The sequence below is a fragment of the Kribbella pratensis genome (assembly GCF_004366075.1).
Lineage (GTDB): Bacteria > Actinomycetota > Actinomycetes > Propionibacteriales > Kribbellaceae > Kribbella > Kribbella pratensis.
In genome coordinates, this window is the sequence record NZ_SODU01000004.1 from 689,544 (window position 1) to 707,584 (window position 18,041).

At 66.0% G+C, this 18,041-nt stretch carries 16 protein-coding genes and 1 pseudogene; 8 read left to right on the forward strand and 9 right to left on the reverse strand.

The window, feature by feature from the left end; all coding sequences use genetic code 11:
• Positions 1–57 precede the first annotated feature (57 nt).
• A complete protein-coding gene (locus EV137_RS35690) occupies positions 58–3,513 on the reverse strand; it encodes a putative Ig domain-containing protein (RefSeq protein ID WP_166680111.1) in 3,456 nt (1,151 codons plus the stop codon).
• A gap of 250 nt (positions 3,514–3,763) precedes the next feature.
• Between EV137_RS35690 and EV137_RS35695 the strand changes: the two genes are divergently transcribed.
• The 6 genes from EV137_RS35695 (at position 3,764) to EV137_RS41210 (ending at position 9,419) form a co-directional block, all read left to right on the forward strand.
• Positions 3,764–5,086 (forward strand): ABC transporter substrate-binding protein, encoded by a 1,323-nt coding sequence (locus tag EV137_RS35695; RefSeq protein ID WP_134132530.1) that lies wholly within the window; start codon positions 3,764–3,766, stop codon positions 5,084–5,086.
• A gap of 29 nt (positions 5,087–5,115) precedes the next feature.
• Positions 5,116–6,075, forward strand: a complete 960-nt coding sequence (locus tag EV137_RS35700) for a carbohydrate ABC transporter permease (protein WP_202871298.1) — start codon at positions 5,116–5,118, stop codon at positions 6,073–6,075.
• The gene (locus EV137_RS35705; protein WP_134012910.1) at positions 6,072–6,968 is read left to right on the forward strand and encodes a carbohydrate ABC transporter permease; all 897 of its coding nucleotides are present in this window, start codon (positions 6,072–6,074) and stop codon (positions 6,966–6,968) included. Before EV137_RS35700 ends, EV137_RS35705 begins: the two co-directional genes overlap by 4 nt.
• Before the next feature lie 52 nt (positions 6,969–7,020).
• Positions 7,021–8,028 (forward strand): hydroxyacid dehydrogenase, encoded by a 1,008-nt coding sequence (locus EV137_RS35710; protein ID WP_134132531.1) that lies wholly within the window; start codon positions 7,021–7,023, stop codon positions 8,026–8,028.
• 42 nt (positions 8,029–8,070) lie between these two features.
• Positions 8,071–9,153 carry a LacI family DNA-binding transcriptional regulator gene (locus tag EV137_RS35715; RefSeq protein ID WP_134012906.1) on the forward strand — a complete coding sequence of 361 codons (1,083 nt, stop codon included), beginning with the start codon at positions 8,071–8,073 and terminating at the stop codon, positions 9,151–9,153.
• Positions 9,154–9,248: 95 nt separating this feature from the next.
• Positions 9,249–9,419: a recombinase family protein gene (locus EV137_RS41210; RefSeq protein ID WP_202871299.1), complete on the forward strand. Its 171-nt coding sequence runs from the start codon at positions 9,249–9,251 to the stop codon at positions 9,417–9,419.
• 518 nt (positions 9,420–9,937) lie between these two features.
• Here EV137_RS41210 and EV137_RS35725 read toward each other — a convergent pair.
• Genes EV137_RS35725 through EV137_RS35735 form a run of 3 tightly spaced genes read right to left on the reverse strand, consistent with a single transcriptional unit; the run spans position 9,938 to position 11,374 of the window.
• Entirely contained in the window at positions 9,938–10,075 is a 138-nt protein-coding gene (locus tag EV137_RS35725; protein WP_134132533.1) for an ANTAR domain-containing protein, read from the reverse strand.
• A complete protein-coding gene (locus tag EV137_RS35730; protein WP_134132535.1) occupies positions 10,063–10,449 on the reverse strand; it encodes a GAF domain-containing protein in 387 nt (128 codons plus the stop codon). The genes EV137_RS35725 and EV137_RS35730 overlap by 13 nt, the downstream gene beginning before the upstream one ends.
• 52 nt (positions 10,450–10,501) lie before the next feature.
• Complete coding sequence (locus tag EV137_RS35735; protein WP_134132537.1) at positions 10,502–11,374, reverse strand: helix-turn-helix domain-containing protein; 873 nt, start codon at positions 11,372–11,374, stop codon at positions 10,502–10,504.
• A gap of 99 nt (positions 11,375–11,473) precedes the next feature.
• On the opposite strand from EV137_RS35735, the gene melA reads away from it, so the two are divergent.
• Entirely contained in the window at positions 11,474–12,829 is a 1,356-nt protein-coding gene (gene melA, locus EV137_RS35740) for an alpha-galactosidase (protein WP_134012902.1), read from the forward strand.
• 100 nt (positions 12,830–12,929) lie between these two features.
• Here the strand turns inward: melA and EV137_RS41650 are convergent, their stop codons facing one another.
• Both EV137_RS41650 and EV137_RS42110 read right to left on the reverse strand, forming a co-directional pair.
• On the reverse strand, positions 12,930–13,070 hold the full coding sequence (locus tag EV137_RS41650) for a hypothetical protein (RefSeq protein WP_238175774.1): 141 nt from the start codon (positions 13,068–13,070) through the stop codon (positions 12,930–12,932).
• A gap of 221 nt (positions 13,071–13,291) precedes the next feature.
• Positions 13,292–13,432 (reverse strand): annotated as a pseudogene (locus EV137_RS42110) (hypothetical protein); the annotation flags it as partial.
• Between EV137_RS42110 and EV137_RS40885 the strand changes: the two are divergent.
• Positions 13,392–13,529, forward strand: a complete 138-nt coding sequence (locus EV137_RS40885; protein ID WP_166680086.1) for a hypothetical protein — start codon at positions 13,392–13,394, stop codon at positions 13,527–13,529. The pseudogene EV137_RS42110 and the gene EV137_RS40885 overlap by 41 nt on opposite strands.
• A gap of 451 nt (positions 13,530–13,980) precedes the next feature.
• Here the strand turns inward: EV137_RS40885 and EV137_RS35750 are convergent, their stop codons facing one another.
• From EV137_RS35750 to EV137_RS35760, 3 genes are read right to left on the reverse strand one after another with little or no spacing between them, the layout of a single operon-like run.
• A complete protein-coding gene (locus tag EV137_RS35750; RefSeq protein WP_134132541.1) occupies positions 13,981–15,084 on the reverse strand; it encodes a Gfo/Idh/MocA family protein in 1,104 nt (367 codons plus the stop codon).
• Positions 15,077–15,847 (reverse strand): ThuA domain-containing protein, encoded by a 771-nt coding sequence (locus tag EV137_RS35755; RefSeq protein WP_134008668.1) that lies wholly within the window; start codon positions 15,845–15,847, stop codon positions 15,077–15,079. Before EV137_RS35755 ends, EV137_RS35750 begins: the two co-directional genes overlap by 8 nt.
• A 29-nt stretch (positions 15,848–15,876) precedes the next feature.
• Positions 15,877–17,985 (reverse strand): ABC transporter substrate-binding protein, encoded by a 2,109-nt coding sequence (locus tag EV137_RS35760; RefSeq protein ID WP_134132542.1) that lies wholly within the window; start codon positions 17,983–17,985, stop codon positions 15,877–15,879.
• Positions 17,986–18,041 lie beyond the last annotated feature (56 nt).

Consider the following 18,041-nt stretch of genomic DNA (forward strand, 5'->3'; position numbering starts at 1 on the left):
CTGTAGCCCCGCCACTTTGAAATGCGCCACTTCCACTTGCGCGGGTTTCGGGGCGAATCAGGTGTCGTGCTTGATGTCGCCGTAGAGTTCGACCTCGGAGAGGTTGCCGAACCAGCTTGTGGCGTTGTAGATGCGCAGGTACCGGTAACGGTTCTCGCCTGAGCTGGGCTGGTCGCTCCACGTGTTGGCGACAGCGCCGGCGAGTGGCTTGGTCAGGTCGGTCCAGGTCTGGCCGTCGTTGGACCCTTGCATGACCGCGCCGTTGGCGCGCTGCGGGTGGCTGGCCCGCGGAAGGACCAGCACCTCCTCGGGCCGTACAGAGGCGTGGGCGCCGAAGTCGAGGACGTAGTACGCGCCTGGTCCACTGTTCAGGTCGGCGTACGTGTCGGCGTCGCGGTCGAACAGCAGGTAGCCGACCTCGTCGGCGCCCAGTCCGGTGCCCGGCCATTGTTTGTCGGAGGCGGTGACGGTGGCGAGCTTGGCCACGTCGATGAAGTGTGCTGGGTCGCCCGCGATGTAGAGCTTCGATCCGTCGGTGGTTCCGTACGCCGTCGGACCGGCCTTGCCCGCGACGTCGAGGTAGTCGACCGCGACCTGGATGTCACCGGGTGGCGCGTTGTCGAGTTTGACGGATGCGGTCCAGTTGACGCCGTCCCCTGAGGTCGCCTTCGTGGTCACACCTTGGGCGGTGACGGTGACCTGCTGGATCGGCTGTTTCGCGGTGACGGAGACGTCGACGGTGTCGCCGGTCATGATCTTGCCAGCGATGGCCTGTGCGGACGTGATCGAGGTCGACTTCACCAGGTTGCCGATCTCGTGCCGTTCGCCGTAGATGTGGAACTCGGTCATCTCGAACAGGTTGCGGACGATGCCGTAGAGCACGTCCGGCAGGGGTTTGAGCAGCTGGACCTTGAGGTAACGGAATTGTTGGTCCCGCAGCGCCGGGTCGACGTCGAGGGTGTTGAAGTCCTGGGTGAACCGGGTGACGCCGGGGGTCAGCCGGGTCCAGGTCCTGCCGTCGTTCGAGCCGAAGACGGCGGAGTTCGCGAGCCGGTCGGCGAAGATGTTGCTCTGGAATCCGAAGCGGGTCGCCGAGACCCGGAAGTCCGGCCCGAAGTCGAAGGTGTGGGAGAGGTTGACGGCCTGGGGGTACGACGTACCCGACTGGTTGTCGCCGTCGACGAGATTGCCGATGTTGGCCCCGGCCGTGGAGTTGACCACGAGCGAGGGATAGTCGAGGCTGCCGTCCACGGCTGTGCGCGGGGAGACGAGGGCGAGGCCGTCGACCGCTGTCACGAGGTGGGCCAGCGCCGCAAGGTACTTGTCGTTCGTACCCTTCTTGCCCAAGTCCTGTGCGGTCGTGAGCGCCTGGTCGAAGGTGGCCTTGGTGTCGGAGACGTACATGGCGCCCGCGTCGTGGCCCAGCTCGGCGAGTGTGAGCGCATCGGTGCGGTTATGGGCCGCGGCGAGTACGACGTGGTGGCTGGCCACCGTGGTGCCGTCGGAGACCGCCACTGCGATGGTGGTGGAGCCGGCTGCGGCGGCGGTCCAGGTCAGCTGCCCGGTGGAGGTGTCGAGGCTTGCTCCCGGGGGTAGCCCCTGCGCGGTGTAGGCGAGGTTGCCGGTGCCGGTGTAGTGCGCGGAGAGGTCGGCCGTCGCGGTCGCGCCCTTCCAGTTCACGATGCGCGCGGTCGACGTGTCGTCGAAGGTCGGTGAGGTCGGTCCGGCGGCGGCGTTGGTGTCGATGTGATCGATGTCGATCGTCGCCCCGCCGCCGGTCGCCTGGACGAACAGCATGTCCCCGATCGAGCGGGGGTACGTCACGTAGCGCCACTGGCCGCCGGTGTCCGGCACAAGGATCGTGCGATCGTCGTGCCGGTCGATCCGCAGCCGTACCTCGCCGTTGGTGCGGACCCGGAAGGCGAGCAGTTGCTTGCTGGCCGAGCCGCTGAGGTAGGCGATCTCGGAGCCGTGGCCCGCGGTCGACATCCGCACGTATCCGGTGGTGCCATCGGTTCTGCGCTCGACGTCGCCGGAGAGACGGGTGTACTTGTTCTCGACCTCGAGGATCGTAGGGCTGTCGGGCAGCGGCGGGACGGTTTGCCCGGCCGCGGCTGCCGGCGCGAACAGCCAGGAGTCGCCGCCGCCGTCCACGTTGTCCCAGGCGTTGTTGCGGCTGCCGCCGTAGTAGAACAGCGGACCGTTGCGCTTGGCGTACGCCTCGGCGAGGTACGGCGCGAGCTTCGTGACGTCCTCGCCGCGGGTGAACGCGTAGTAGTAATAGATGTCCCAGAAGCTCGCGGTGTTGTAGCGCCCGCGGTAGCCGTTCGAGATGTGGTTGTACGTGTCGCGGATCGTGCCGTCAGGCGAGATGGCGTAGGCCATCGGAGTCCACGGGGTGTCGTAGCCGAGCATGAATCGCCAGAAGTAGTCGGCGGCGGCAACGATCCGGTCGTTCAGGAATTCGTAGGGGCCGACTGCGTTCGGGGCGTCGGAGACGGTGCCGGCGACGGGGTCGACCTTCGTCCCTTGCGCCAGCAGCATGCGGGAAATGATCGCGGCGTTGGTGAGGTCGCCGCCACCGTGGGCCTGGTCGCGTCCCATCTCCGCGTGCTGGACGTGGGGGTCCTTGATCGGCTTGCCGGTGGCGTCGTCGGTGTCGACCCATCGGAACAGCCGCGCGATCGACCCGTTGAAGCCCTGGTCTTTCGCGGTCGCGTTGACGGTGAACCATTCGACCGAGCGCTTGTAGAGCGCGGTGTCGTCCATGAAGATCGCGCCGGCCATCGCGCCCATGAGCGGGTAGCTGTGCTGGTTCATGAAGTGGTTGTTGTCGTTCTGGAAGGTCTCGATGACCGGGACGACGAGGTTGTCGGTGAACGCCCGCGTGTCGGCGTCGGTCCAGGGGTACGCCTCGTCGGAGCACGAGCTGTAGCGCAGCAGCTCGGCCGCGGACACCATCCGGTTGAGTGGGATGCCGGTGTGGATGTGCGAGTCGGTGAAGTACTCGTACTTCGCGGGGTCCATCTGCTCCCAGATGCGGATGATGTCGAGCGCGTTCTTGCGGTACACCTCCTCACCGGTGAGCACGTAGAGGATCGCCTGCGTGTACGACTTCAGGCCGTCGGCGATGAAGCGGCCGTTGAATCCCTGGCTGTTGAACGCGTCCGAGGCGGGCTTGGTCGGGTCGGTGCTGCTCCGGTTCGACGAGGTCACGCCGGTACCGGCGGCTGACGACTGCTGTATGGCGCGGAACGACGAGGTCCAGGGCTCGGCGCCCGCGGCGATCTGCCGGAGGGCGTTCTCGAGGATCGGCTGGGTCAGGCCGACGCCGGGGTGGACGAACCCCTGCGCACTCGTGGTGGACCGGAACGTCACGGCACACGTGCCCAGGTCCTGCGCGGCGGCCGGTCTGGCTGCAGCGAAGAGCAGTCCGGCGACGAGCACGAGGACTGCGGCGAACGCGGAGAAGCGTCGAGCCTGGCCGCCTGTGGCGGTTGGAGTCGGATTCACAGGGAGCACCTCTTCCTTGGGCGGAGGAATTCGAAGGAGGACTTCGGTGACTGGCGGGAGCGCTGCGGCGAGCGCGACGATCAGGCCCGAACCATAGTTACCGATTTCTACGCTAGGCAACATCCAGATCAGCGGCAAGCCCACGAGCCCTTGACGATATGGACTTTCGTCTCTTAGCTTTCGTAGAAATCGATAACTATGGCAGCTGCCGCTACCTGTTGATTCCCTAGCTCACCCTGGAGATACGCGCATGCCCAGAATCAGTCGTCGCGCCACGTTGGCCGGCCTGGCCCTGTGCCTGACCGCCACCATGGCGGCCTGCAGCAGCGGCCCCGGCAGTGACACCGGTAAGGCCGGCTCCTCCGGCCCGGTCGAGATCGAGTACTGGGCCTGGGGGGACGCCCAGCCCGTGGTGGACAAGTTCAACGCGACCCACCAGGACATCAAGGTCAAGTTCGTCAAGCAGGCCGACCTCACCACCACGGCGACCGGATTGCGCAACGCGGTAGCGGCCGGGAGTGGTGTCCCCTGTCTGGCCCAGAACTTCGGCGATGTGCCGGCCCTACTGGCGGAGGGCCTGCTCGCCGATGTGACGGACTACGTGAAGCCGGCGGAGAGTCAATTCGCCCCGGCGGCCCTGCCCGGTGCACAAGTCCAGGGCAAGTACTACGGCATCCCGACCGGCAGCGGGCCGACGTTCATGATGATCAACCGCGCGGTCTACGACAAGTACGGCGTACCGGTGCCGAAGACCTGGGACGACGTCATCACTGCGGGGAAGACCCTCAAGCCCCACGGCGTACAGGTGATGAACCTCGCCGGTGAGGACCCGAGCACGCTGGTCAACCTGGTGATTCAGGCCGGAGGCAGTTGGTACTCCGTCGACGGCGACGCGTGGAAGGTCGACTTCCTGTCTCCGAAGTCTGTTGCCGCCGCCAACATTCTCCAGCAGCTGGTCGACAACAATCTCGTCGCCAACCAGACATATCAGGACCGGCCCGCCCTGATCGCTTACTTCGACCAGGGCAAGATGGTCTCGCTGCCGACCTCCACCTGGCAGCTGACCAACTACGAGCTGAACTTCAAGAAGTCCGTCGGAAACTGGGAGCCGGTCGACCTGCCGCAGTACGCCGATGCCGCGAAGTTCGCCACGCCGGCACACGGTGGTGCGCTGCTCGTGCCCAAGGGGTGTGCGCACCTCGAGGAGGCCAGCGAGGTCGGCATCTGGATGACCACCACCAAGGACGCCGTCGACGCCAGCTTCGACAAGGCCACCGGGTCGTACGCGTGGCCGGGTGCGCTGCCGGACCCGTCGCCGTGGATCGACTCCTCGGTGCCCCTGAAGCTGTTCGGCAACCACCGGTCGGAGGCCAAGTCGGTCATCCTCAAGGCCTCGCACTCCGGCGTCGACAACTGGCTGGTCGGCCCGAACTACACGGGCGTCTTCAAGGAACTGCAGGACCAGTGGGCCCAGGCAGTCACGAAGAAGATCACCTTCCAGCAGCTCCTCGAGAACATGCAGAAGTTCACCGTCGACGATCTGAAGGCCAAGGGCATCAACGTCGCAAGCTGACCACCGACGATCGAGTTGGAGGGGTGCGGATGTCCCTGGACCAGTTGCAGAAACCACAGGTAACGACCACGACGACCGAACCGGCCCGATCCCCGGGCCGGCAGTGGCGCCGAACGATGGCGCTCAAGGGCGCGTCCTTCACCGTGCCGTTCTTCGCCGGATTCGTCCTCTTCACCGTCGTACCGGTGATCCTTGCCCTCAGCAAAAGTCTCTACACAGCGAAGAGCTCCGGTCTCGGCTTCGGCGCCAAGACCGTGAGCTTCAGCGGCCTCGAGAACTTCTCCCGCGTCCTCCACGACCAGAAGTTCTGGGGCAGCCTGTGGCGGGTCGCGCTGTTCGCAGTGATCGTGATCCCGCTGATCCAGTTCTTCAGCCTGACGCTGGCCCTGCTCCTCGACTCGGTCCGCAGACGGTACGCCGGTCGGCTGCGGATCGCGATGCTCGTGCCGTACATGACCCCGGGCATCGTTGCGACGCTGATCTGGATCTATCTCTACAGTCCCGCCGTCGGACCGCTGACACCGTTCTTCAAGCTGTTCGGGATCGACGCCAACTTCTACGGCAGCGGGATGATCTGGGTGTCCGTCGGCAACCTGATGGCGTGGGGAGCCATCGGCTTCAACATGCTGATCGTGTACGGCGCTTTGCAGGCCGTGCCGCGCGACATCTTCGACAGCGCCCGCGTCGACGGCGCGTCCGAGTGGCGCATCGCCTGGTCGATCAAGGTGCCGTACGTACGGCGTTCCCTGGTACTGGTCAGCATTCTCGGCATCATCGGGACCCTGCAGATCTTCAGCGAGCCGCTGCTGTTCCGCTCGATGACGCCAGAGACCGTCACCAAAGACTTCACCCCGATCATGACCATCTACAACCAGGCGTTCGCCATCGGCGACTTCAACTACGCCGCCGCGCTGTCGATCATGCTCGCGCTCGTGGTCGGCCTGGTCTCCGCAGTCTTCTACAAGCTGACGAACAGGGCTCCCGTATGAGCACGACCGCACCGGCCAGGCGCCGGCACGACGACGACCTGCCGGCCGGGCACCATCCGTCCCGCCTGTCCAGAACCTTGGTGTGGACAGGCCTCGTCCTGTTCCTGATCTACTCCGTCTCGCCGATCTGGTTCCTGATCGTCTCCGCGACCAAGAGCCAGAGTGATCTCTACACCACGAACGGCTTGTGGTTCGCCGACTTCCATCTGTTCGACAACGCCCGCCAGCTCTTCACCTACCACGACGGCATCTTCCTGCGCTGGATGGCGAATACCCTCCTCTACGGTGTCGTCGGCACCGTCGGCATGACCGTCATCTGCGTCGCCTGCGGCTACGCACTAGCCATGTACCAGTTCCGCGGCCGCGGCATCCTGATGGGCTGCATCATCGCCTCGTTCCTGATTCCCGGTGCGTTGCTGACGATTCCGTCGTTCCTGCTGTACTCACGGCTGCACATCGTCGACACCCCGTGGGCGATCATCGTCCCGCACTTCTTCAGCGCGTTCTCCGTCTACCTCGCCAAGGTGTACGCCGAAGGCGCCATCCCTCCCGAGCTCATCGAGGCGGCCCGCGTGGACGGCGCCGGCGAGTACCGCGCCTTCTTCACCATCGGAGCAAGGCTGATGACCACCGGCTCGGCGACCATCTTCCTGCTCGGCTTCGTCGGCTCCTGGAACTCGTTCTTCGGACCACTGGTGTTCCTGCGCGGCGAACAGAAGTGGACCATCATGCTCGGCCTGTACTCCTGGCTGAACGTCAAGGTCGACCAGTCCGTCGACCTGACCGGACTGGTCATCGTCGGATCGATCGTCTCGCTCATCCCGATCGTCGCCCTGATGCTGGCCATGCAACGGTACTGGCGCTCCGGCATCACCCTCGGCAGCCTGAAATAGCCCTGGCCACCCAACCCCAGTCAATGTTTCGATCCCCTGAACGGAGGAGCCCGTGGCCGACCGCCCTGCGGCACTTTTCGCCCTCGGTGCGCACCATCTGCCGGACCTGTACCCGCCACGGTCAATCCACCGGCTGCAACAACTCGTGCGAATCGATCAGACCCTCGTCGCCGAGCGGTTCGACACCCCTGCGACAAGGGCCGCGCTGGCCTCGACCGAGTTCCTGATCACCGGCTGGGGATCCCCGCCGATCACGACGGCAGTGCTCGACGCGGCGCCGCAACTGCGGGCGATCCTCCACACCGCCGGCTCGGTCAAGGCCCACCTTGCCCCGGCCTGCTGGGAGCGCGGTCTGGCCATCACCTCGGCCGCCGCGGCGAACGCCGTACCTGTCGCCGAGTACACGCTCGCGGCCATCCTCTTCGCGGGCAAGGACGTCTTCCGCCTGCGCGACCGGTACCACGCGACCAGGCATTTCACCGTGGCCCAAGTGCAGGCAGGAGTGGGCAACTACGGCCGTACGGTCGGCGTGATCGGCGCCTCGAGGATAGGTCGGCGGGTCATCGAACTGCTCCGCCCGTTCGACCTCGAGGTGTGCCTGTTCGACCCGTACGTCGACACCGCCATCGCTGCCGGGCTCGGCGCACGACTGGTCGACCTGGACACGCTGATGCGCACCTGCGACATCGTCACCGTGCATGCCCCCGCGAACTCGCAGACCCACCAGCTTGTCGGAGCTGACCAGCTCGCGCTGATGCGGGACGGCGCGACCCTGATCAACACCGCACGCGGCGAACTCGTCGACACCGATGCCTTGATCAACCATCTCGAGGCCGGACGACTGTACGCCGTACTCGATGTAACCGATCCCGAGCCGCTGCCGACCGTCTCCACGCTCTGGAAGCTGCCCAACGTCTTCCTGACACCGCACATCGCCGGCTCACACGGCAACGAACTGGCGCGGATGGGCGATTGCATCATCGACGAACTCGAACGCATCCTCAGCGGCCGACCGTTCGAGCACGCGATCGTGGCCTCCGATCTGGACCGGGTCGCCTAATCTAGGAGTTGACCACGTCCAGCACGCGTCGAAGGGAGCCAGGTGACACGCCAACCGTCGTCCGGGGACCGCCCGACCGTCAAGGATGTCGCCGCGTCGTCGGGGGTCTCCGCCACCACGGTGTCTCGGGTGCTCGCCGGCAACTACCCCGTATCGACCGCAACTCGCGCGCGCGTGATGAAGGCCGTCCGCGAACTGGACTATGTCATCAACGCCCAGGCGCGGGCACTGGGTGGCGGCGGCACAAAGACCGTGGCCTTCATCGTCCATGACCTGGTCGGCCCTGCGTTCGCGTACGTCGGTCAAGGCGTCGAGCAGCAGGCCACCGCCGAGGGCCGGCTGTGCCTGGTCTGCACCACCCATGGCGATCCCGAACGCGAGCTGGAACTCATCGAGCTCATGCGGGAGCAGCAGGCCGAGGCGGTGGTCCTGGTCGGCGGCGGCAGCAACAGCCGCAGCTACGTCGAGCGGATAACTCAGATCGCCCGGGCGCTGGACAAGTCCGGCTCCCGCCTGGTTCTCTGCGGCCGGCCGCCGCTAAGCCCCGAGGTGCCCGCGACAGTGGTCGAGTACGACAACGAAGGCGGCGCCTACGCCATCACCAGCTACCTGATCTCCCTTGGTCACCGTGACATCGCCTTCCTGGGTGCGGGCGAACCGGGGCACACCACCGTCGACGGACGCCTCCGCGGGTTCGAGCGCGCTCACGAGGCACACCACCTCCCGATGACGCCGCAGCGAACCCGCGCGATCACCTTCGACCGCGAGTCCGGCTACCAGGCCACCCGCGATCTGCTGGCCCGCGGCGAGAAGTTCACCGCCATCTTCGCCGCGACCGACGTCGTGGCCAGCGGCGTGCTGGTCGCACTGCGAGAAGCCGGCCTCCGGGTGCCGGACGACGTCTCAGTCGTCGGGTACGACGACATCCCGCTGGCCAGAGACCTCACACCGGAGCTGACCACAGTCCACGTGGACCACGAGGAGCTCGGCCGCACCGCCGTACGCTACGCCCTCAACCGCGACCGGCACGCCATGAGCCAACACACCGTGATCGGCACCCACGTAGTCATCCGCAACTCCACCGGCCCAGCTCCCAAGCCGGCCAGGACGCGTCCGGGGAAGTAGAAGGCCCGCCAGTTCTGCGGGCTCAGGTCGTGACGACCAAGCGGTTCTTGCGGCGATGGGAGGCTGCACGTGCACACTTCTGGACGAGGGAGAGGTTGGCGGCGCTGCCTAGCAAAGGCGACGCCCACGAGCCCGATGCCGACCTGGTGTTTCATATCTTCGCCGCGCTCGCCGAATTCGTCCGCGAGCTCATCATGGAAGGCATGCACAAGGGCCTGGCTGCGCCAGGGCGCGGAGCACACGGCTCGGCCGGCACCCAGCGATGACACCCGACCAGGTGCGCCCGACCCGAACGCTCCCCGCGGAGGCCGATGACTCCGTGAGCTCAGGCGCCAACTGGTCGACGTCTGCCCCTCGACGATGTACAAGTACGTCCCCGAACTCCGCCTCCGCCGTCTCCGGCGCATCAGCTCCGCTCGGGCTCCTCGCGATGCCGACACCCGGCGGTACGGTGGACGGAAACGCTGCCGATGAACCCTGCCAGGCCTCGCATCGACGGCATCCGCACGGGCGTTGATCATCCGAGTTCAGTGCACCAAGTCTCTCTTCACTGGCGGGTCGGCGCTGGAGTTATAGAGGTCTTGGTTCGTTGGATGAGCGTCGGTAGGAGCTGTTGCATGGTCGGATCGATTCGCCGCGGGTTGTGCGCACTGCCGCATGGAACCCCGTGCTAGAAGGAACACGCGTGCGTGCGCTGCCCGATGCTGCACGTCGACCCCCGGATGCTGCCGACGAACTGTTCAGGGTCGCGCGGAACAGCTGCCGGCAATGGGGTCGGCCAGGGTCAGGTGTGGAGTGTGCGGTTGTCGACCAGTTCCTGGGCGATGTCGCGCAGTTTGCGGTTGGAGTTCTGCGAGGCCCGCCTGAGTACCTCGAAAGCCTTGTCGCTGTCGAGGTCGTGACGCTCCATCAGAATGCCCATCGCTTGTCCACCAGCTTTCGGGCATCGATGGCGTACGCCAGATTCTCGTCTCTGCGGGCGGTCGCGATCGCGACGGAGGCGTGACGGGCGAGGATGTGTGCGACCGCGACGTCATCGACGGTGAACCCGTCGGGTTTGTCGCTGGAGAGACTGAGAACCGCCTGAGGGCTGCTGGCCACGACCACGGGCAGGTGGACAGCGCTGCGGATCCCGGCCGACTGGACCTGCTCGGCCCAGCGCGGCGACCACCGAGACTCGGCGATCCTCGCATCGCTCGACGCCACGATCTCAGGGCGCCCCTCACCCGTGACCAGCGCGACCGAGGCATATCTACACCCGACCGCATGCAGAACGAACTGGACGACCTCTTGCACGGTCTGGTGTGCAGCGGGTGAGCAGGCCTATGACTGTGTCTCAGCCGCCAGCTCAATTTCGACGGTCCGGTGCCGATTGAGAACTGCCAGAGCGGCGGCGGTAGGCGCCCGGTGACATGCCGCACAAGCGGTTGAAGGTGGCGTAGAAGCCGCTCTGTGAGCCGAACCCGGCCTCGACGGCGATGGCCGCGGTGGTGGCATTCGTGGTGAGGAGCAGACGTTGCGCCTCGGCGACGCGACACTGCGTCAAGTACGCGCCGAGTGTGGTGCCGGTGACCCGGCGGAACAGGGTCATCGCGTAGTTCGGGTGCAGGTGCGCGGCCGTGGCGACCTCCGCGGCGGTGATCGGATCATGGAAGTGGGCCATCGCGTATCTCGCCATGAGAGCGGCGTGGCGAACGCCGTCGTCGGTACCGTCCCACTCCACAGACGGCAGGTCCGTGCCGCGAACGCTGTGCAGCAGCCGCCGGATGTGCGCCTGGATCTCCAGCATCGCGATTCGGCGCCGCTCGACGGATCCAGTGGCGAGATCTTCGGTCCATCGGTCGAAGGCGGACAGGTCCAGCACCCCGGCTGCTTCCATCGGGGCAACCACCGGACGCCCGCCGAGCAGTCGGGCGAGGCCCGCGTCGGGCAGACTCCAGCCGAGCACCGTCCGCACGGGGACGTGAGCCCAACCGACGTGGGCGCGCGACATGTCCGCCGGACTGTCCAGTAACCGATGCGGCATCGCAGCCCAGAACAGGCCGACCTCGCCGGGACGGATCTCGGCGAGCGTTCCGCCGAACAGGTAGCGCAGCGGCGCGTCGGTCACCACGTTGAGCTCGATGTCGTCGTGGCAGTGCGCCTGCCGCATCGTCGGTGCCGGCCCGGTGAGACACCAGAGCTCGGGCGTGTGCAGCACGAGCGCGGCCGGATAAGACATCGAGGACCTTAGTTTTCAGGAACTTCGGCGTAATCGTCCAGAAGAACTCTAGTTCACTCAGCTCTTAATGTGAAGGCGTTCACCGACGAAGGGACCACGATGGCGAAAATTGCAATCATCGGCGCGGGCGGGTACGTCTTTCCCTTCCGCCTGATCGGCGATCTGCTCAGCTTTCCTGCCCTGCAGAACAGCACGCTCGCCCTGATGGACATCGATGCCGAGCGGCTCGAGCGAACTGCGACAGCGGCCCGTGAGCTGATCGAGCACCACGGGCTACCGGCCGCGGTACTCGAAACCACCGACCGCAAGGAGGCCCTGGATGCCGCTGACTACGTGATCATCACGTTCCAAGTCGGTGGCGTCGATGCGTACCGGCACGACGTCGAGATTCCCCGCAGGTACGGGATCGACCAGACGGTCGGCGACACCGTCGGGCCCGGTGGGGTGTTCCGCTTCCTGCGGTCTGTTCCGGCATACCGGGAACTGGCCTCCGATATCCACGCTCTCTGTCCAGGAGCGCAGGTGATCAACTACGCCAACCCGATGGCGATGGCGACCTGGTACCTGACCAGCCTGGGACTGCGGCCGGTCGGTCTGTGCCACAGCGTCCAGGGCACGACCCGCATGCTCGCCCGGGAGCTCGACATTCCCTACGGCGAGGTGCGCTATCTGTCCGCCGGGATCAACCACCAGGCCTGGATCCTCGACTTCCGCCGCGGCAACCAGGACCTCTACCCCGATCTGCGACGGCGGATGCAACGCCACCTCAACTGGCAGGACACCACCGGGCTCGCCGACGACGACGGTGACCACAGTGGCGTCGACCGGGGCGTGTCCACGTACGAGGGCGGCATCGAACGCGTCCGTACCTCGATCATGGACGCGTTCGGCTACTTCCACACCGAGTCCAGCCACCACGCGTCGGAGTATCTGCCGTACTTCCGCAAGAACCCTGAGCTGGTGCGTGACTTCGTGCCGGTGCGCTGGGACTACTACGAGATCTGCCGCGACCACGACGAGGACGAGAAGATCATCACGGCCCTGGCCGAGCTCAAGGACGAACTCGCACCTTCGGTCGAGTACGGCGCCGTCATCGTCAACAGCATGGAGACGAACCGGCCCGGCGTGATCTACGGCAATGTCGAGAACCGCGAAATCATCCCCAATCTTCCCGAGGGATCCTGCGTAGAGGTTCCCTGCCTGGTGGACGGCAACGGCATCCAGCCGATCGCCGTGGGACCGCTCCCGCCCCAGTGCGCGGCGGTGAACCGCACCAACGTGAACGTGCAGGAACTCGCCGTTCAGGCCGCCCTGACCGGCAACCGCGAACACGTCTACCAAGCCGTCATGTTGGACCCCCTCACGGGCGCCCAGCTCACCCTCCAGCAGATCCGCACCATGGTCGACGAACTGTTCGAGGCTCACGCACCCCTCCTTCCCAGCGAATTGCTGTAACGGACGGAGTCAGCCTGCGCAGTCGCAAACAGTCAGGGGTTCAGCCGACCTGCCGCGCAGCTCAGAGGCAAGCGCCTAACGCGCTGGCCTTGCCTCTGAGTCAGCCTGTCCTGCTGTCCACGCAGCGGGGGCGGTCGGGATCAGGTGAGTTCCGCTGGGTTCCGTAGGCGAGGTAGGAGCGGATCGCCAGGATTGCGCCGGCACGGGCCCACTCGGTGAACTCGAACGGTTCGACGTCCATGGTGACCGGTCCGTTGGCCGGGTTGCGGTATTGGCTGATCGCGGCGTCGCATCCGGATCGCCGTCGCGGGCGAGGGCGACGGCGGCCTCGTAGTCCAGGCAGCCGGTCTCGCCCCGCCCGGCTCCTGGTATCCACCACGCTCGTGCTGACCGCCGCTCGTCTTGACCGCCGCGCCGCTGGTAGCGGTCGCGCAACCCGGCGACTATGGCGCTGTTGGTGAGGTAGGCGCTGACGCAGCCGCGCCTGCCGCCGCTGCAGCGGCGGCGCGCGTCGGGGTCGATCAAGAGGTGATCAAGACGCCCGGCCCGACCATGCGCCCCGGTGACCAACACCGCCGACGCCCCCAACATCGAAGTCCTCATCCCGATCACCACCCTGCTCGGGATGGACGATGACCCCTGCGAACTCACCGGCTACGGGCGCCGCTGGCCGACTTTCTGGGCAGGACACACTTCGTAGTAGTCCTGGCCACTCACCTCGATTCCAAGACCGTCGGGCTGCCTGGGGACGATCTGACCCCGTTCGCCTTCGAGAACTTTCCGTGGCTGCGCAACCCGAGCTTCGCCGAGCTCACCGCCCCGGCTCTCGTGGTCTCCGGAGACCACGGCACGCTGCCCCTCACCGTGCGCGGATCCGACTGGACCACCGACCCGTACTTCCTCAGCCCGGTCGCCGAAAGTCTGCTCACCCTGTACGACGCGAGGCACTTCCTCGGCGGGATCTCGGGCTACCAGGTTCACCGAAACAATCGACGAGAACCCACAACGGGTCTCGCTGGTCCAGCAAGTCACCTCGGCCTACCTGCGCCAGGTTCTCGGTATCGAGGACGCGAGCTGGACCGCCGAACAGAAGGATCTTGCCGACAGCAACGACCCGCTCGGGCGCATCGAGTCCAAATGACCCTCGTCCGTCAGAGACCCAATGGCGCGGTGTGCCAGGCCGTCCTTGGATCCCAGGACTTCAGGACCGCGAGGATGCGATCGTCGGTCTCCGCGGAGATCGCCTCCGCCTGGGACTCTTCGAGGATGTCAGCGATCTGAACACGCGATCCGGTGGCCGCTGAACGCACCGCCGACTCGACCATCGCGACGCTCATGAGATTCGATCGCGCCTCTGACTGTGGCGGTTCGCCCGTACGCACGGCTCGGACGAACTCGACCAACGAGCCGGCGATCTGTTCGGGGTCGTCGGCCACCACCGCCGGCAGCGCCTCACCCGAGGCGAGTTCGGCGACGGGCGGGATGTCCCCGTCCCAGACCGCCGTACCGCCGGATGCGCTGGCCCGCCACCGGCTGTTCCAGGACGTTTCCAGGCCCAGGGCGCACCAGCTGCCGGTGAACGTGAAGCGGGTGCCGTCAGCGAACCGAAAGATCGCGGACGCCGCCGCGTTGCCGTCGAACCAGCTCCACGACGGGTTGTACGACTCGCAGTACACCGACACCGGCTCCGACCCGATCAGCTTGCGGGACAGGTCGAACTGGTGGATCGCCATGTCGACCAGGAGCGGCTCGGCCATCCGCTCCCGGAACCCGCCGAAATGCGGAGCCTTGAAGAACTCGCACGACAGCGACCCGATCGGGCCGAGCTCCGCGAGCTGCCGGCCGAAGGCCGCCCCCAGGCGAAGGTATCGGCGCGATTGCGAAACCATGAGCAACCTGCCGGCGGCTTCGGCGGCCGCGATCATCCTCAGGCACTCCCGAACTGTCTCGGCCTGCGGTTTCTCGCAGAGCACCGGCAGGCCGTACGACAGGGCAGAGATGCTGACCAGGGGATGCGCGGCGGGGACGGTGACGTCGATGACCGCATCAGCTTCCGAGCGGTCGACGAGCTCCTCCAAAGACGCGGCGACCGGTACGTCGGCGTACCCGTGCTCGTCAGCCGCAACCCGGGCCCGGTCGAGGTCGAGATCGACGAGGCCGGCCAGGACGACGTCCGGGTTGTCGGAGATCGTCCGGAGCCAGACACCGCCCATTCCGCCGGCGCCGACCTGCAGCAGTCGCAAGGGTTCAGGCATCGGCAGGCTCCTCGATGGGTCCGGTGTACCCATGTCCGTTGAAGAAGTCGCCGGTCTCGTAGCGCAGCAGCGTCGGCACCGCGCGCTCGGGCCGGTCGGAACGGGCCCAGGCGACGCCGTTCGCAATCACCTTACGCACGTCCTTGTGGTGATACACCGGGTAGTCCTGGTCACCGGGCGAGAAGTAGAAGATCTTCCCGTGCCCGCGGCGGAACGTGCAGCCGGAGCGGAACACCTCACCGCCGGAGAACGACGACACGAAGACCAGTTCGTCCGGGACCGGGATGTCGAAGAACTCGCCGTACATCTCCTGCTGGTCGATCACGATCGGGTGCGGGACGCCCTGCGCGATCGGGTGGGTCGGGGCGACCGTCCAGACCAGTTCGCGGTCCCGCTCGCTGCGCCAGCGCAGGGTGCACGTCGTACCCATCAGCTTGCCGAAGATCTTCGACCAGTGCCCGGAGTGCAGCACGATCAGACCCATCCCGGCCAGCACGTGCTGGTACACGCGGTCGACGACCTTGTCCTCGACCTCGCCGTGCGCGGCGTGGCCCCACCAGACCAGTACGTCGGTTTCCGCCAGCACCTCCTCGGTCAGACCGTGCTCGGGCTCGTCGAGGGTGGTCGTGGTGACAGTCGCCTCGAGGTTCTCGCGGATCCCGGCGGCGATGGTCTCGTGCATGCCGTCGGGATAGATCTCCCGGACATGCGGCTCCACCTGCTCGTGCCGGTTCTCGCCCCAGACAAGTACACGAATCGTCATAGTGTTCTTCCGTCAGATCGATGTCCGGGCTATGCCCAGAACCAGGTTTCGGGGTCGTAGGCGGCCGGTACGGGGTGGTGCCAGTCGTTCACCAGCCCGCCATTGCCGGTCTGTTCCTTCGTAGGGACGTTCCGCAGGCCCTCCTTGACGAGCACCACCTGCGGATAGTTCGCGACCGAGCCGATAAAGAACGGACCGTGCTCGAGATGGATCTTCACCATCTGCCAGAGAAGGCTGTCCCGCTTCACTGCGTCCGTCTCGACCCGTACCTTCCCGGCGAGCTCCCACAGCCGGGCGATCGGCCCACCAGGCTCCGGCTCCGCCCGAGGCGGCTTGCGCTTGTACGGGTCCACGTCGAGTTGCTGCTTCTCTGCCGCGGTGCCCCGCAGGCTGTAGAACGCCCCTTGCAGCGGCGCCCAGCGAGACGGCTCCATCGGCATCAGCCACACCATGTCGGCTGCCATGGTGACCGTGCTCGCTTCCCACTCCGTCTTACTGATCCCCTGGCCCTGCTCCCACCGGTCCTCATAGCTGGCGGCCGGCACCGGGTTCAGCCGGCTTGCGATGCCGATCGCATCCCAGTGCTTCTTCAGCAAGTGATTCTTCTGCAGCGTCTCGCCACCTGGGGCGGAGTCGGCGGGGTAGTCGAGATCGATCACCAGTTTTCCGCCGTCGGGCATCTCGCGCTTGCCGTCGCCGTCCTTGTCCACGACGCCCAACTCGTCGAGCATCTTCTTGGCCAACTCCGGGTCGTAGCGGACGAAGGAGTCCCGCCACTTCTGGTACATCGACGGACCCTCCCCGCGGGTCAGCTCCAGCGTCTTCGGGCCGTACCCACCGGTGGTCAGCTCGCCCGAGTCGAAGTAGACAGCCTTCCGTACATCAGCACGGTTGAACGCATAGGACAACGCCTGCCGAAACTTCGGCTCACGGATCAGAGCCCGCATCTTCGGCTCGTAGTAGTCCTGGTTGAAGAAGAACATCGACCCTGTGCCGGAGCCGCTGTCCCACAGATGCAACTGGTACTTGGTCTTGGCGACGTTGCGTTTCAGCGGCGCCACGTCGGCCAGCGTCATACCGACGAACGGACCGTGCACGTAGTCGTACGAGCCGTTGTGAATCTTCAGCCGACGGGTCTCCGTCTGGGCGACCACCTCGAAGGACAAGGTATCGAGGTACGGCAACTGATTGCCCTGCTGGTCGACGACCCAGTAGTAGGGATTGCGCTTCCAAGTCGATGAACGGCCTTGGTGGTACTCCGCGAGTTGCCACCCGTTCATCGTCGGCGACTTCGGATTGGTCGTGAAGTCGCGCATCTGGTCGAACTTGGTCGTCCAGTCCTTCCCGACATTGCGGTTGTAGCGGGGGTGATAGGCCTTCAGGTAGTGCTTGGGTTCCATCCAGCCGGCACCGAGTCCACGCTTGACCCAGTTGGCCAGCAGCTCTGGCAGCATCGGGCTGGGCGCGTCGAACGTCATCACGATCGTGTACTCGTCGGGCGCGGTGACCTTCGCGATAGTCCCGGTGCCCGACCGCGCCTCGTCAGGTATGCCTTCGGCGTATTCCTCGTTGAGGACCATGTCCTCCCACCAGAACATGACGTCCTCAGTCGTCCAGGGCTGCCCGTCGGACCACTTCAGCCCCTTGCGGAAATGCAAGGTCCAGACCGTGTAGCCCGGGTTCGACTCCCAGCTTTCCACCAGACCGGGCGCGATGTCCCTGCCGTCGTTGATCCAACGTAGCGGCGAATGGCCGTAGAAGTACTCCTTGGGCGCGTACGTCACGTCGTCGGTGCTCGGCAGGTTGAGCTTGCCGCCGTACTTGCCCGACTGCAGCCAGCGGTGCGGAACCACGTAAGGCCGCTTGGGCAGACGCTGTGCCACAGGCGGCAGCGAGCCCGCCTGGACCAGCCTGGCCAGCTCGGGGGACTCCCCCAGCCGTGCGGGGACGGCCAACGGCTTCGCTTCAGAGCCTTTGCGGGCCAGATCCACCTTCGATCCGTTGCCGCTACCGCTCGAGGTGTTCGGACCAGGCGTGCAGGCCTGTACTGCGAGTACTCCCGCCGCGACGGCGGCACCGCGCAGCAACGTACGGCGGGAGGTTCCTGCCGTACCAACAGCGCTCTCAATCTTGTCCATCAGGTCTCCAAACTGGCTTCACGAATCGTCGATTCAATTCGACTGCAATGACGAGA

Excerpts from the sequence above, each read along its gene's own strand:
- EV137_RS35695 (WP_134132530.1), top strand. The coding sequence starts at position 3,764 with ATGCCCAGAATCAGTCGTCGCGCCACGTTGGCCGGCCTGGCCCTGTGC.
- melA (WP_134012902.1), top strand. The coding sequence starts at position 11,474 with ATGGCGAAAATTGCAATCATCGGCGCGGGCGGGTACGTCTTTCCCTTC.
- EV137_RS35760 (WP_134132542.1), bottom strand. The coding sequence starts at position 17,985 with ATGGACAAGATTGAGAGCGCTGTTGGTACGGCAGGAACCTCCCGCCGT.
- EV137_RS35750 (WP_134132541.1), bottom strand. The coding sequence starts at position 15,084 with ATGCCTGAACCCTTGCGACTGCTGCAGGTCGGCGCCGGCGGAATGGGC.
- EV137_RS35755 (WP_134008668.1), bottom strand. The coding sequence starts at position 15,847 with ATGACGATTCGTGTACTTGTCTGGGGCGAGAACCGGCACGAGCAGGTG.
- EV137_RS35725 (WP_134132533.1), bottom strand. The coding sequence starts at position 10,075 with ATGGGCATTCTGATGGAGCGTCACGACCTCGACAGCGACAAGGCTTTC.
- EV137_RS41650 (WP_238175774.1), bottom strand. The coding sequence starts at position 13,070 with ATGGACGTCGAACCGTTCGAGTTCACCGAGTGGGCCCGTGCCGGCGCA.
- EV137_RS35700 (WP_202871298.1), top strand. The coding sequence starts at position 5,116 with ATGTCCCTGGACCAGTTGCAGAAACCACAGGTAACGACCACGACGACC.
- EV137_RS35705 (WP_134012910.1), top strand. The coding sequence starts at position 6,072 with ATGAGCACGACCGCACCGGCCAGGCGCCGGCACGACGACGACCTGCCG.
- EV137_RS35735 (WP_134132537.1), bottom strand. The coding sequence starts at position 11,374 with ATGTCTTATCCGGCCGCGCTCGTGCTGCACACGCCCGAGCTCTGGTGT.